Below are 15,706 nucleotides of genomic sequence, written 5' to 3' on the forward strand. Positions count from 1 at the left end.
ATCAGATTATTGAGACTTTTCCAATAAATCCCACAATGACTTTTTCTTTCGCGTGGCGACCTCTATCTGATCGCCATTGTCCATTTCAATATATCCACCTTCTTTCTTAATGTACCGACTGACATGATTCAAATTGACCATGTAGGATTTGTGTGCACGAAAGAAACCGGCCCCTTCCAGTACATCCTCATATTCTTTCATGGGCTTTGAAGCCATCATTTTCTTTCCTGAGGTAAAAATAAACTCACAGTATGAACGGTCTGCCTGGCAATACAGGATCTCGTCGAGGTTGGCGAATGTGATTCCGTCTTTGGTACTGATAGCAATTTTGCCTGCAGGCAGAATGTGTCCCTGACGCGGATTGTTCATGATCTCGAACTGACGGTCGCGGGTTAAGCCCGATGTTTTTCTTCCAATACGTTTGGAGGCCCTTGCAATTGCTGCTTTGAGTTCAGCAACCTTAATGGGTTTCAGCAGGTAGTCGGATGCATTCATCCGGATGGCCTTAATGGCATAATCGGCATGAGCGGTAATAAAGATGGTCTCAAAATCAGGTTCTGGAAAAGCTTCGAGGACCGAGAAACCGGAGTCGTCCAGAATTTCAACATCCAGGAAAACGATATCCGGAGTCATCTGGGAAATAGCGAGGATGGCATCATTGACACTGCTGGCCATTCCTGCGACTTTTATTTCCGGGCAATAGGTGTGTATGAGGTTGCTGAGGAATTCCCTGTTCAGCTCTTCGTCATCTACAATAATGGCCTTGATCATCTAAAGGTGGGTAATAATTATTCGGTGGATGCCACTTGTTCCTGTCCTTCAAACCGCAACGGGTCAGAAAGTATGGCCGTTTTTCCCTGGCGAACATAATGGATACGATACCAATACGTGTTTTGCACTGGGGCCTGCTCCTGGAAGCTATAATTCAGCGGAATGTCTGAGTTGTAACACTGCTTCAGCTGCATCACATGAAAAATGAGACTGTCACTAGAGCGTTCCAGCATCAAGAGGCCTTCTTCAAGCCCCGGCTCCATAGCACATCGGATGTATACCGTTCCATGAAATTCAGCTGCTGTGAAAGTAAGCAGTTTGAAATCATTGGAATCCTTTGCATAGGCTTCCTGCCACTTTACGGCTTTTGGCCCTCCACCAATTTGCGCATGAAGGGAAAGCGAACTTGCCAACCCCATCACAACTGCCCAAATGATCCTCTTTTTTTTCATGGTGCTATTGTTATCGGTTCGACATTGTGATTAACATTGAACTTGATTGTTGCTCCTGTCTGACCTGGAGGATGTAGAGTCCTCCTGGGATGGCGTCCAGCGTTATGGTGCCGTCATTCATGATGTGTACCGTTTTGATAATGCTTCCTGTCATACTGCAGAGAAAAAGTTCTGCCGGTACGTCTGGGGTTAGGTTGGAAACAAAAACGGTTCGGTTTCGGTTGTTGAATTTGATGTGAGGATGGTGTTTTTCCTTTCCGCTGGATGCACCATTTCCAGGCCATATGGTTAATTCCTGGCTTGTTACCTGACTGCAAAATCCGTTGGAGGCGGTCAGTGTAACGGCATAAGTCCCTGGGTCATTGAATGCGTGATACGGGTTGTTATCAGTGGAAGTGCTTCCATCTGAAAAATCCCATTGAACCGATACCGCCTGAAAAGATAAGTCTTCGAAATGTACCAAAGTGCCCACTTTTGGTTGCCCGTTTCCGTCAATCGACCAACTGAATTCTGAGATTGGACGAGCCGGACCTTCAAATGTAAGTGTTTCAGATTTAATTTCATCACCGTTCATAGTAGCAGTGATTTCATAGCTTCCGAGGGGGATGTTGCTTATGGTGGCTGTGCCGGTATTCTCAATGATTTTGGAAAGAAAGGGGAAGCCGTTTTGGTTAATCTCAATCGTTACAGGTGCCAGGTTCGTGTTTACTTCGAGTGAGCCATCATGATCGCAGTCACCAGGTATTGGAGTGAGTACAATGGTGGGGGGAGTGGAAGGTTGGTTGATGATAAGTTTGAATCTGTTAAAGCCCGCATCCTTTTCCATGTGATAGGAACTAGCATTGTTGATGTCCACAATAGAGTGGGTTGATACATCTTCAATGGTGATCTGTGTTCCCGGTTCAAAGGCACCCAGGATTTCCCAGCTCAGATCCAATACCCCCGCCTTTTGCACCTGCAAAGTGAAGTATCCTTCAAATGTTCCGGCAAATAAAGGAAGGGCATTGATTGAAAGAGGTACGCTGTCGGAAGTATGACTAAACAGGAAGGGGACTTCTTTGTTGCTGCTGAAAAGTTTTAATGCATCATAGGCGTTGTCGAAAGTTGTCGTAGCATCAGGTAAGAACCGAATTACTGTTTCGTCGCTATAATTTTCCTGATCCACATGAAAACGGATTACTTCCGAAAGATTGGCAAATGAGGAGTGAGTCATTCCCAAAACAAGCAGGAGAGTTGTGCTTGTCGCTTTCCAAAATCTATTTGCAATTGAACGATTCATATCAAACACCCTTTTGTTTCTTTTTAGTGACACACGAACGCAAAAGTTTGGATAAGTTTCCCACCGTATAGCAAGACCCAGTTTACGTGCATATTTTCGCCCCAACGAATCTTTGTAACATATTGAAAAATAAGTAATTAAGTTTATTTGCCTAGGTGTTATTTCGGTGTATTGTGCGGGTGTAAAATTTCAAGCTGATCTTTATGCAGGGAGAAATAATACATTTGTAAACATGGATATGCCAGCTATTTCATTTGTAGTTCCCCTGTATAATGAAGCAGAGATTTTTCCACAGCTCGTGGAAAGGTTAAAGGGCGCGGTTGATGAAACGGTTTCCGTTGAGTTTTTGCTGGTTGATGATGGATCCTCAGACGGAACTGCGGACCACATCCGTACCGTTTGTCTTTCCGATCCTGCGTTCCATGGGGTGTTCCTTTCCAGAAACTATGGTCATCAGATAGCTATTTCGGCGGGTATTCATGAAGCCCGCGGAACAGAAGCATTGTTTATTCTGGATGGAGATTTGCAGGACCCTCCGGAGTTGTTTGGCGCCTTCTACGCCAAGCTGAAGGAAGGTTATGATGTGGTGTATGCCGTTAGAGAGAAGCGAAAAGAAGGGTGGATGAAACGCATGTTTTACTCCGCATTTTATCGAATCATGCGCAACCTGTCCTACGTACGAATGCCCTTGGATAGCGGTGATTTTTCTCTTATCACCAGAAGGGTTGCCGACGTGCTCAAACAAATGCCTGAAGAAAGCCGATTTGTAAGAGGAATGAGGTCCTGGGTCGGTTTCAGGCAAACAGGGTTACCATATGAACGCGATTACAGACAGGGAGGGCAACCTAAGTATGGGTGGATGCAATTGTTTCGCCTGGCCTATAATGGGATATTTAATTTCAGCACCCTGCCGATCCGTTTTATTACTCGCCTTGGGGTACTTTCTATCCTCATTTCTTTGATTTATGTTGCTGTTACCATTTATAGAAAGCTGGTTTTTCATGACGTGCCATCCGGCTTTACCGCTTTGCTGATGGCTGTGGCATTGTTTGGGGGCGTGCAATTGGTTTCGTTGGGAATCATCGGGGAGTATGTGCTGCGCATCTTTTTCCAGGTGAAAGGCCGGCCATTATTTTTGGTGAAAGAGCGAATTGTCGAGCAAAAAAGTGAAAACCCTGCCACGCATTGAATATATATCCAGGGCCGTGGACGTTGCCATGGACAACGCCTGGTTCGAAGTGAATCAAACAGGTCATTTCTGGATGAAATGGCGATTTCGTGTTTTTTGGAATCACTTTGGCAAAAGATTGAAATCAACAGATACGCTTTTGGAGATTGGGTGCGGTAATGCCAGGTTCAGGCAACAGGTGGAGGCACGCGGTTTGACAGTTGACGGTTGTGATCTAAATGAGCAAGGCTTGAAAATGGCGGAGGATGGTCGTGGTAAATTGTTCCTGTATGATATACATGATCTGGATAAACGATTGACTGGAAAGTATGATGTGGTTATGTTGATGGATGTATTGGAGCACATAGAAGATGATGTGTCCTTCCTTAGGTCTGCTGCTGCGCATGTGAAACACAACGGATACCTGGTGATTAATGTACCTGCCAATCCCAAACTCTTCAGTGCCTATGATCGTGCACAAGGGCATTACAGGAGATATAAGAAACACGACCTGGATGCACTCATATCAGGAGCGGGTCTGAGATCCGTGGAGGTGTTTTACTGGGGACTGATATTGGTGCCTGTGCTTTGGGTGCGCAAATGGTTGCTCGGTAAAGGTGGCCATGCGGATACCCGGAGGGGATTTGAGTCGCCAAGCCGGATGATGAATGCGGCGTTTTCTTTTTTCATGAGAATTGAAACTTCATTGTTACCCAGAACCTTTACCGGCACTTCCGTGATGGCTGTGGTTCAAAATTCTGCACCTGAATGAAAGAAGGGCTGAAGCATACGACTTCTACTGGTTCGGATTTATTGCAGCATGCACGCCTACCCAAATGGCTGATATGGGTGTGTTGGCTTGTGGTCGCAGGAGTGGGAGGGAAGCTTCTTTTGGACCACTATCATCTCATTACATGTGAAATGCCTTTGGAATATCGGGAAGCCCATATTCCATGCACCACACACATGCTGCTGGAAGGGAAAAACCCATTTGACCTGGCATTGCAACCCAACTTCACCAATGTGTACGGGATTACGTTTAGTTATATATGTTATCCGGTGGCTTATGTGTTAGGTGAAACATACGCCGTATACCGATTGGTGGCAGCGGTGTTTATCTGGCTGTGTTGTTTTGTGATGGTCCGCATATTCAGAAATGAAGGGGTTCTATGGCTGTTCTCCGTCATGGGAGGAGTTATTATGTACGCTTCCCTGTTATACTTTGTAACACCCATGGTGCGACCGGATTCCTTTGGTCTATTCCTGTATTTGTTGGCTATATATATTCCCTACAGAAAGAGGTGGTCGGTTCTCTCAATGTGTGTCAGTGCTATTTTGGTTGTGGTGGCTTTTCTGGCAAAGACCTATTTCCTGCTTGGAGCTCCCTTTATAGGTTCGTATATATTTTTGTTTCATTCAAAAAGGAAAGGCCTGATCTATACGGGAATATTTCTTTCGATATTGATACCTGCTGTATTATGGGTGAATTATCAGTACGAAACATTTTTTAGCAATGTGTTTTTTGTGTATACAAATTATAAGATAGATGATGTAGCATATCTCTGGTTGCAATGTGGCGAGTATCTTAAACACAGCGGAGGACTTGTGGCAATCTCCCTTGTAGCAGGCTACCTATCCATTCGCAACACCCGATTAAAGGATATAACTCAACAAATAGATGTGGCACATGGATCAAAACCATTGCTGATGTTTCAAATGGGATTGCCACATTACATCGCCTTGTGGGTGGTGGCCTTGTTCTTGTATCGGATGGGGCAACATAAGGGGGCTTGGTTAACATATCTCCTCCAATTGCTCACACCTGTATTGCTTTGGCTTGCATTGAAGGAGTTTAGGCGTTTGCCTTTTGCATGGGCCACGTGGGGTTTGTTGCTTGCTCTGGGAGTAAACATATATACCGCTTCTTTTCCTTACCTCCGCAATGCACGCGATGTGGAGGCAGGATTACCGGAATGGCACATGTTGCAATCACTGGTAGCTTCGGAAAATCTGGTATTAAATACACCATTAATCGCATTTGAACGACTGAAAGCCGGCAAAAAGGTATACGATACAGGTAATTCGGAATACTTTGAACATGGAGGTGAACGACAAGGGTTATGGTCTCTGATTTCAGATCCCAAACCCGAAATCAGAGAAAGGTGGAATCAATTTCTTTCCGGCGTTCAGGATTCTGTTACCCATAGGGTGTTTGACCTGGTTGCACTGGACAGGGGACCACGTTTTTTAATGGATGAAAATCGCCTTCAACAAAGCTATTCACTGTTGGTCACGATTCCGATTGTAATGCCCCATGCAACCATGCATACGGCTGCACAACGATTTGACGTGGGTATTTGGGAACCCAAGGGAAAAGAAAGGAGTATTCAGGATAAGTATTTGATTTATAAACAACTGTACGAATCAGACCCAAATAATTTCTTTGTAAATTACTACCTGGGTTTTCAATGTCTGGAGATTTTACACGACTACAAAAACGCTGTGTTTTTTATGGAAAATGCCGTTCTGATTAATCCTGATGTGCCTATTTTGCACAGTGCCTTGGGGGCGATCTACTTTAATCAATTTAAAAATTACAGTCAGGCGTTACCTCACTTTCAACGCGCTTACCAATTATTGCCTAATGACCCGTCAGCCAAGGCAAATCTGGGATATACCTATCGCATGCTTGGCAATGAAGATATGGCAAGACAATTCCTGGGCGATCATTGATTGCTAATTTATGCCCATGGAAGTCCAAATTTAATTTGGAACCCACTTGCTTGGTATACACGTATCAGCTATATTTGAAATAGGTTGTTGTTTTTCAGTGTATTTAAAGGGTGTTAAGCGCATTGCGCTTATTTTGATGTGTAATCTTTGGACTACTCTGGTGCGTGTCCCCCAGAATACCCAGGGTGTTCAGTTAGTTAGTCAATGTCTGTAACTTTCATATCGCCAAAATTCGGTGGCACTTTGTGTGCCCTAATGCTTACTGTGTGCTTGCAAAGTCAGTCACGTGCCCAGTTGGTGGTGAACAATAATCTTACCCCACTTCAGCTGGCCAATCAGATTGTGGGTGTGGGTTTTGATGTGATGAATGTAGTGCTGAACTGCCCCAATGGTGCAGTCGGATATTTCGACGCAACAGCCACACCGATGGCCATTCCCAATGGTATCCTGTTCACGACAGGTTCTACCCAAACAGCGGTGGGGCCGAACAATTCCGTTAGTGCCGGGGTCAACAACGGCACGGCAGGTGATAACCAGCTGGATGTTTTGGCCAATACACCCACTTACGATGCCTGCGTACTGGAATTTGACCTCATTCCTTATTGCGATACCCTCCGAATCAACTATGCCTTTGCTTCAGAAGAATACCCTGAATTCGTTGGACGTGAGTTCAATGATGTATTCGCATTCTATGTGAGTGGTCCCGGGATTGTCGGCGCACAAAACATTGCCCTCGTGCCCGGAACAACGCTTCCGGTGAGCATCAACAATATCAATCAGAACGTCAATAGCCAGTTTTATTACAACAATCAGGGCGGTACAGCCATACAGTACGATGCCTTTACATGGCCACTGGTAGGAAAAATTGCGGTTATTCCTTGTGAAACGTATCACCTCAAGATTGGGATCGCGGACGTAGAGGATGGCATTTTCGACTCGGGCATATTCATCCAGTCCAATTCGGTTCAGTGTGTACCTTTCGTATTTAATGAGGTGGGCGCCAATCAAAACGGGGTGGAAGGGTGCACCCCGGGCGCATTTACCTTCTGTCGCACCGGTGAAATGAATATGCCGTTGACAGTGCATTATGAGATTGGTGGAACCGCTACAAACGGGGTAGACTATCAGACCATTCCCGATAGCGTGGTGATACCGGCCAACCAATCTTGCGTCGAAGTGCAAATCATTCCCAATGCAGATAACGACGAAGAGCTGAATGAATTTGTTCAGATCGTTTACCAACGCGGTAGCTGTCCGGTTTACGATACCATTAATATTGAAATTGATGACCCGGCGGTGATCGATGCGGGCCCGGATGTCAATGTCTGCTCCGGCGACATTGTACAGATCGGGAATGTGCTGGATCCGTCTTATACCTATTCATGGTCTCCCACCACCGGGCTGACCACTCCTAATTCTTCTACATCTAACCTGGTACTGGCTGTGGCAGGTACAAATCCTGTGTCATTTACCTACATTCTTACTGCCACTTCACCCGATGGTTGTGTGTTAACAGATAGTTTGGATGTTAGCGTCAATCCTCCACCTGACGCAGACTTTTCCTTTCAGACAGGTTGTACCAATCTGCCCACAACTTTCCAGGATGTCTCTACCAGCATGGGAGGTAATATTTCCAAGTGGCTATGGGATTTTGGGGATAACTTCTTCGATACGGTTCCGGATCCTGAACATTCATATAACCGGGCGGGTACGTATACTGTAACGCTTACCGTAACCGATGAATTTGGTTGCACAGGATCCACAACCCAAACCCTTCAGATCTGGTCTCTTCCCGTAGCCAACTTCACAGTGAACGAACCCTGTGAAGGAGATACATCCTTCTTTATCAACCAAACCACCCTTGCAGATCCGAGCGATGCCATTGGCGTTTCTGATTGGGATTTCGGCGATGCATCACCTCATGGAACCGCCCAGAATCCGAACCACATCTATAAGACTTCCGGTACCTATTTCGTAACGTTGAATATTTCCTCAGTGAATGGTTGTCCAGGTTCCATCACAAAGGCTGTGATCATTCAACCCAAACCGACTGCTCAATTGCTTGTCACGGATATTTGTCAGAATGAGACAGCTGTGATGTATAACCGCTCCATAGGGTTAACGGGCGGTACCTGGGTATGGGATTTTGGTGATGGCACCACCAGTGATACCCTTAATCCCAATCATCAGTACGCCAACGATGGAGATTACACGGTTAAACTCCATGTGTCAAGTTTCTATGGGTGTGAAGACAGTACCGAAGCGCAGATCACCGTATTCCCTATGCCCGAGCCCAGGTTCTTCCTGGATAGCATTGCGGGATGCGCCCCCCTTTGCATTGTGTTCAATGATGCAACAGACGAGGGGCAGGCAACGATTGATCAATGGGGCTGGATATTCGGAAACCATGTGGAGGCAGGAAAAGATGTGACGTACTGTTTCGATGAAGACGGAAGTTTTTCGCCCGGTCTCATGATCGTGACAGACGATGGTTGTTCCGATACTGTGTTCAGGCAAAACCTTATTACAGTATATCCGCAACCGGATGCCGGAATCAGTATCACCCCTCCCGTGGTAGATGATATTAATCCTGTGGTGTATATCACAGATGAGTCCAATGGTGGGACCCTTTGGATATGGGATTACGGCGACGGTGAAGTGGATACCACCACCACGAACCCTAATCCCATACGTACGTATGATGAGCCGGGCACTTATACCATTACTCAAACCGTGGTTAACGATTATGGCTGTATGGATACCGCACGCAAGTACGTTGTGGTGCGGGAACTTTCAACCGTATATATTCCCAATGCCTTTACGCCACAAGGCGATGGCATCAACGAAGGATTCATACCCAAAGCGACGGGTATTTTTGCAGAGGCGGATTTCAAAATGTACATCCTCGATCGCTGGGGAAATACCATTTATGAGTCCCATTCATTGAATGATCCCTGGGACGGTAAGGTTTACGGACCGGGGAACAAAATCGTACAAAACGACGTGTACGTATACATTTGCAGGTTCTTCAAAAAGGATAATGGTGAGTTGCTTCGCGAAATGGTCGGAAGTGTAACTGTAATCAGGTAAGCCTATGTGCTCGCAAACCCTCTATCGTAAAACAAGGACCATGGCGCTGGTCTTGATATGCTGCTTGGCGGCATATGCACCCGCGGGAGCCCAGACTCCCAAGCCATCTACTTGTGATAACCTCGATTTCAGCAGAGGGGATTTCACCAACTGGGTGGGGCGGACCACGGTGTATAAGCCGGGAAGTTTTGACTCGAATAATTGCAATCAACAGAATCGACCTACCGTCACATGTCCGGATGGTACCGGGCCTTCCTGTAACGGATGTTATTCATTGCCGGGTTTGCAAATACCTATGCCCGGAGCATGTAACAACTGTTTCAACCCCCCAATGAACAGACCCGGTGACTACTACAACAATATTGGGATTTTTCCTGGAAGACATACCCTCATCACAACTTCCACCCCGGATCCGATGACGTGTAATAATGTGATGACCTTGCCGCCGAATGAAAATATTTGCGTGAGGTTGGGTAACGGTGGTATCGGTCCGTGGGGTACCGGTGTGGGTTGGGAGATCGACTACCTCAGCTACTCATTTACCGTAGGTCCGGACAACCAATTGCTGACCTATAAATATGCGGTGGTGCTGCAAGATCCATTGCGTGACCCGAACAATCCGGCACATACGGATTCCATTCGCCCGCGATTCAATGTGTACATCACCAACGATGCTACAGGTGAACTGATTGACCCTACATGCGGCCAGTTTGAAGTGGTGTATGATACCACACTCACCGGATTCCGGGAATGTTCTTATAATGATATAACGGGTTTTGGCGGCAGGCCTTTTTCAACTGTCGGAACAGCCTACCGCGCATGGACAACCGTTGGCGTGGATCTGCGTGCATTCATAGGTCAACCGGTTACCATTACATTCAACACGTGGGATTGCGGTTGGGGCGGACACTTCGGTTACGCCTATGTAACCGCACGTTGCGATTCACTCGGCCTACAGGTACAGAACTGTACACCCGGAGGAACCGTGACTGTTACCGCCCCCGAAGGATTCGCTTATGAGTGGTTCAACGGGGAAAGCACCCGAAGCATTCTGCTCTCAGGAGTAAGTCCGGGTGATTCCGTATGGTGCACACTTACCAGCCGCAGCGGTTGTAAGACCGATGTGGGTGCCACCATTTCGCCGACTGCTACCAACGCCATATTTGTGGCGCAACCGTCGCCGATTTGTATGAACAATACCGTGTTCTTTGACGAAAGCTCGTACAGTATTTATCTCGGCAACAACGACAGTGTTCCTATTCAAACCTGGGAATGGGATTTTGGAGATGGAAGCACCACTTATGCCCAGGATACTTACCATGTTTATACAACACCGGGCACATATGAAGCCAAGCTGATCGTGTATACCGATGTGGGTTGTGTAGATACCGCCAAGCAGATCATTGTGGTGGACCCAATGCCGGTTGCCGATTTCGTGTCACCGCCGGTGTGTTACGGGGATTCCACTCACTTTACCGACAATTCCGTGATCACCTCCGGAAATATCCAGTCGTGGTCATGGAACCTGGGTTCCAACAATGCCACTTCAGCAGAACAAAATCCGGTATACATATACCCGGCGCCGGGTACATACACGGTTACGCTGGATGTTGTGAGTGAAACTGGCTGTCCGGCAACTGTAACAAAAACACTGGATGTGTTGCCTTCGCCCGTGGCGGATTTTTCAGGCTATGATGTCTGCTTGGGTGATACGATCTATTTCGCGAATAATTCGCATCCGACAGACCCCAATGATCCGATCACGGACTGGACCTGGAGTTTTGGCGACAAAACATCTTTCCAAAATGCAAGTGATCCGGCCCACGTGTATCAGAAAACCGGGACCTTTACGGTAACACTATCCGTATCCACGCTTACCGGATGTACGGATGATACAAGCATTACCGTGAATGTGTACTCTCCGCCCCAGGCGAATTTCACAACCGGACCGGTTTGTGTGGGTGCTCCGACGGATTTTGATGATCTCTCTTCTTCGGTAGGAGGACTTTCAAACTGCACGTGGAGTTTCGGTGATGGGGCCACTTCCAACACATGTGGAGATGTTCAGCATACATACCCAAATGCCGGTGTGTATACAGTAAAGCTGTACGTGGCGGAAGCGTCTGGTTGTTCGGATTCCATCGTTCAATCAGTGATGGTGAACCCGCAGCCGATCGTGTGCTTCACGGATTCATTGGCCGATTGTGTTCCGATCACCCGTGACTTCCATGATTGCTCGTCTTACGGTGGTTCTTGTTTCTGGACCCTGGGAGATGGTACAACATCCGACGATTGCAATCCTGTTCATACATACACCGAACCCGGATGCTATGACATCTCGCTGACCGTAACCTCTCCTGCAGGTTGCACCAATTCTTTGCTGAAGGAGTGTTACATTGAAGGATATCCATGGCCCACAGCCAATTTTGATGCGAGTCCGCTTACCGTCAGCATCCTGAACCCGGTGATTAATTTTACCGATAAATCAACACCTGCCGTGAAGTGGAGTTGGTTCTTTGGAGATGGAGACAGCGCAAGCGTGCAACATCCGAACCACACCTACAATGATGTAGGTACCTACAGGGTGGTACTGGCAATGGAAAACCAATGGGGTTGTGTGGATACCATTTATAAGGATGTGGAAGTGACACCCGTGTCATCCATCTACGTGCCCAATGCTTTCAGTCCGAATGGTGACGGTATCAACGACTACTTCCGGGTGGAATATGAAGGATTCTGCGAGATCCAGATGTTCATCTTCGATCGATGGGGAAATGAAATCTATCGTACCAATAGCTTTGACGGATGGAACGGTAAAGCCAACGGTGGTGATAAAATCGCCCAGGAAGATGTTTACGTTTGGGTGGTCAAAGCCAGGGACTGTCAAGGCGAACTCTGGAAGCGAATCGGCCATGTGACCCTGATTCGCTAATTCAGGATACTAAATACAGAAAAAATCCGGCGGTGAAACATCCTCCGGATTTTTTTTACATTTGGTTCGGCCATTACTAACATTTTTTCTTTATGAAATCTCTCTCCAGGTTCATGACCATCATGGTTGTGATGAGTTCGTCCATTGCGTTCGGGCAACAGGTATCCTTTGAAACAAATTCCCAATGGGTGATGCAGGAATCGCCAGGTTGGGTTCGTGTGAATCCTATAGCTTCTATCAAGCAAGATCAATGGCAACAAGCAGGTCGTGAGCTGCTGAAACTGCCATCCGACAATACCTTTGAAAAAGTGGGTTCCGATACCGAGTCCAATGGGATGACACATGATCACTACGTTCAAAAACACGATGGCATTGAAATTTTCGGAACCGATATTCGCGTGCACAGCATTCATGGTAAAATAACAACGGTGAATGGCAAATGGCTGAGTGGCCTGACAACTCCTGTCCAAGCTACATTGTCTGGCAAGCAAGCGGAAGCACTGGCATTAGAAGCCGTTCATGCACGGATGTACATGTGGGAGGATCAGGGCATGGAAACGCTTTTGAAAAGGATCCGTCAGGACAATGCCGCATCTTACCGCCCGGATCCCCAACTGGTATTTTTTGATCCGGATTTCAGCGGAGATGCTTCGAAATACCGACTCGCCTGGAAAGTGGAAGTATATGCCGCAGATCCCCTCAGCCGGGAGCAATTGTTCATTGACGCACAAACCGGACAGGTGATCGATCGCATCAACATGATCTGTACGGATAATGCCAACGGTGTGGCCGAAACCATGTATAGTGGTACCGTCAATTTCGTAACTGATTCGATTGCGTCGGATACCTTTCGTTTACGCGAAATAAGAGACGGCGTGTCCATTGAAACATACGACCTCAACCGGGATTACCTGTATGGAAATGCCGTGGATTTCTATGACGACGACAACTACTGGAACAATGTGAATGCCCAAAAAGACCAGGCCGCACCGGACGGACACTGGGGCGCGGAAATGACGCACGACTACTACATGCAGTATCACAATCGGAACAGTTATAACGACAAAGGTTTTCCGATGATCTCCTACATACACTATCGCACCGGGTATCAGAATGCTTTCTGGAACGGTGAGTTCATGACCTATGGAGATGGGTCCGGCAATTCCAGGCCCTTCGATGCTTTGGATGTATGTGGTCACGAGTTTACACATGGCGTTACCCAATTCTCGGCAGGTTTGATCTATAAGGATGAAAGCGGTGCACTCAACGAATCGTTCAGCGATATCTTCGGCTATATGGTTCAGTGGTACGGTGATACAGCCAACTGGGATGTAGGTGAAGACATCGGCGCACTCAGGGATATGCATAACCCACACAAGTTCCTTAACCCCGATACCTATTTGGGCCAGTACTGGCACACGACTCAGGATGATGAAGGAGGTGTGCATACCAACAGCGGCGTGCAGAATTACTGGTTTTACCTCCTGACAGATGGCGATACCGGTACCAATGACAACGGCAGAAAATACAAGGTTACCGGGATCGGCCGGGAAAAAGCCGCCGCCATCGCTTATCGCAACCTGACTGTTTATCTGGGGAAAACATCACAGTATGCCGATGCCCGACAAGGTGCGATCTGGGCAGCTGAAGACCTGTTCGGTCCCTGCTCGGAAGAAATGCGGCAAACCGCCATGGCATGGTATGCCGTTGGGGTAGGTGACTCACTGAAAAATGTAGATCTCAGCGCTGTGGAACTGTGGGCCGGTCCTTCATCATGTCATCTCACGGATACAGAAACCGTTACCATTCTTATAAAAAATACCGGTTGTCAACCCGTCACTTCCGGCGATACACTTTATGCCGGGTACCGCATGAATGGGGGAAGTGCCATGAATGATACACTTGTAATGGTTGCCGACTTCAATCCCGGAGATACCATCTTTCATGCCTTCAATACTACACAAGATCTCACCTTGCCAGGTACCTATACGTTTGATGCATGGGTCAACCTGAATGCGGATGAGATCACAGCCAACGATTCGGTTCGCCAGGTAACGGTGGAACGTTGGAAAGATCAGAATGATGATTTCGGGGTGACTTCAATGCTGGCTCCAGGTGTTGAATGTGGATTGACGGCCAGCGAAGATGTTACCGTGGAAGTGGTATTTGAAGGCTGCGATTCCATTCCGGCCGGAACGGAAATACCACTCGGGTTTCAGGTGAACGGAGGTACGCCGACACGGGATACACTTGTCTTGCAACAATCACTTGCTGGTGGAGAGGTCGTTCAACACACCTTCTCAAACAAGGCAAGCCTGACCGGTGGAACTGCTTTTGCATTGATCGCCTGGTCTGATTTTCCGGGTGACAGCGATGCTTCCAATGATACATCCGATGTGAAATGGGTGTTTCGCCCGGTGAAGCTTCGCGATAACATGATCACATTTGAAGATACCGCCAATGTGGTGGATTCGTTTTTCGTTGTGACACAGCCCCGTTGTCGGGCGTATGTATCCGATACCTCGGTGGCTTCCGGAAACCAAGCGTTTCAGATGACAGGGTCGGAGTTCTCCGCCATCCGCAAAACGTACTTCTTCCCACGCCCGACAGATTTGAATACATGGACTGTCAATGATGCCTATCGAAGTGATATGTGTGTATGTGTGGATGCAACCAACTGGACAACGGCCAACGTGACCTTTAACCTGAGGCAAACTTTCAATGGACTTTATAGCTCTGAAGCGGGTGGTCTGTTTCCCTACACCAGTTCAATGCGCATCCTGGTGAACGGTGTTCCGCTGGAAGAGCAATATAATGCGGAAACCAGAACCTCAGACGGGTTTAAATTTCATCACGTGAACCTGGATGCTTTTGCCGGTACGCAGTTTGAGCTGTGTTTTGAAGCCAAGACCTATGAAGGTCTGTCTGCGGAAAAGTATCCGGCTTTATACAAAGGAGACAATGTGTTTATCGATGATATCAATGTCACAGAAAAAGTGAACGTGGGTACCCTTGATTTGTCGGTAGAAGACATTAACATAGCCGTCTATCCCAACCCGGCACAGGATGCATTTTACTGGAGCCTTTCGTCCCCGCGTCCTGTCAATGGGAGCGTAACCGTTACCAATATGGTGGGTGAAGTAGTGTATGTGTATGATCTGGCTGTGGCTTCAGGAGAAGCTTGGCAACAGGTGGATGCGCATACCTGGGCGCCCGGATTGTACCTGATCCGTTTTGAAACGCCTGAGGGTGCGTCTGTGCGGAAACTGGCGGTGAATTAA

The 15,706-nt window shown here is 47.3% G+C and carries 9 protein-coding genes; 6 read left to right on the forward strand and 3 right to left on the reverse strand.

Annotated features, from left to right (window positions below; translation table 11 throughout):
• Window positions 1–6: 6 nt before the first annotated feature.
• Genes H6585_06415 through H6585_06425 form a run of 3 tightly spaced genes read right to left on the reverse strand, consistent with a single transcriptional unit; the run spans window position 7 to window position 2,502 of the window.
• Window positions 7–771: a response regulator transcription factor gene (locus H6585_06415; GenBank protein MCB9447962.1), complete on the reverse strand. Its 765-nt coding sequence runs from the start codon at window positions 769–771 to the stop codon at window positions 7–9.
• A 17-nt stretch (window positions 772–788) separates the two neighbouring features.
• A complete protein-coding gene (locus H6585_06420; GenBank protein MCB9447963.1) occupies window positions 789–1,223 on the reverse strand; it encodes a hypothetical protein in 435 nt (144 codons plus the stop codon).
• A gap of 10 nt (window positions 1,224–1,233) precedes the next feature.
• Window positions 1,234–2,502: a PKD domain-containing protein gene (locus tag H6585_06425; GenBank protein MCB9447964.1), complete on the reverse strand. Its 1,269-nt coding sequence runs from the start codon at window positions 2,500–2,502 to the stop codon at window positions 1,234–1,236.
• Window positions 2,503–2,734: 232 nt separating this feature from the next.
• Here H6585_06425 and H6585_06430 point away from each other — a divergent pair, with 232 nt between their 5' ends.
• From H6585_06430 to H6585_06455, 6 genes are all read left to right on the forward strand, one after another.
• Entirely contained in the window at window positions 2,735–3,691 is a 957-nt protein-coding gene (locus H6585_06430) for a glycosyltransferase family 2 protein (protein MCB9447965.1), read from the forward strand.
• On the forward strand, window positions 3,669–4,442 hold the full coding sequence (locus H6585_06435) for a class I SAM-dependent methyltransferase (GenBank protein ID MCB9447966.1): 774 nt from the start codon (window positions 3,669–3,671) through the stop codon (window positions 4,440–4,442). The genes H6585_06430 and H6585_06435 overlap by 23 nt, the downstream gene beginning before the upstream one ends.
• Window positions 4,439–6,403 carry a hypothetical protein gene (locus H6585_06440; GenBank protein MCB9447967.1) on the forward strand — a complete coding sequence of 655 codons (1,965 nt, stop codon included), beginning with the start codon at window positions 4,439–4,441 and terminating at the stop codon, window positions 6,401–6,403. The genes H6585_06435 and H6585_06440 overlap by 4 nt, the downstream gene beginning before the upstream one ends.
• 270 nt (window positions 6,404–6,673) lie before the next feature.
• Window positions 6,674–9,493 carry a choice-of-anchor L domain-containing protein gene (locus H6585_06445; protein MCB9447968.1) on the forward strand — a complete coding sequence of 940 codons (2,820 nt, stop codon included), beginning with the start codon at window positions 6,674–6,676 and terminating at the stop codon, window positions 9,491–9,493.
• A 331-nt stretch (window positions 9,494–9,824) separates the two neighbouring features.
• Entirely contained in the window at window positions 9,825–12,425 is a 2,601-nt protein-coding gene (locus H6585_06450; GenBank protein ID MCB9447969.1) for a PKD domain-containing protein, read from the forward strand.
• Between the two features lie 92 nt (window positions 12,426–12,517).
• Window positions 12,518–15,706 (forward strand): M4 family metallopeptidase, encoded by a 3,189-nt coding sequence (locus H6585_06455; GenBank protein ID MCB9447970.1) that lies wholly within the window; start codon window positions 12,518–12,520, stop codon window positions 15,704–15,706.

The organism is Flavobacteriales bacterium (assembly GCA_020635855.1).
Taxonomy (GTDB): domain Bacteria; phylum Bacteroidota; class Bacteroidia; order JACJYZ01; family JACJYZ01; genus JACJYZ01.

Coding starts and splice junctions, on each gene's coding strand:
- H6585_06415 (MCB9447962.1), bottom strand. CDS start 771: ATGATCAAGGCCATTATTGTAGATGACGAAGAGCTGAACAGGGAATTC.
- H6585_06420 (MCB9447963.1), bottom strand. CDS start 1,223: ATGAAAAAAAAGAGGATCATTTGGGCAGTTGTGATGGGGTTGGCAAGT.
- H6585_06425 (MCB9447964.1), bottom strand. CDS start 2,502: ATGAATCGTTCAATTGCAAATAGATTTTGGAAAGCGACAAGCACAACT.
- H6585_06430 (MCB9447965.1), top strand. CDS start 2,735: ATGGATATGCCAGCTATTTCATTTGTAGTTCCCCTGTATAATGAAGCA.
- H6585_06440 (MCB9447967.1), top strand. CDS start 4,439: ATGAAAGAAGGGCTGAAGCATACGACTTCTACTGGTTCGGATTTATTG.
- H6585_06450 (MCB9447969.1), top strand. CDS start 9,825: ATGAACAGACCCGGTGACTACTACAACAATATTGGGATTTTTCCTGGA.
- H6585_06455 (MCB9447970.1), top strand. CDS start 12,518: ATGAAATCTCTCTCCAGGTTCATGACCATCATGGTTGTGATGAGTTCG.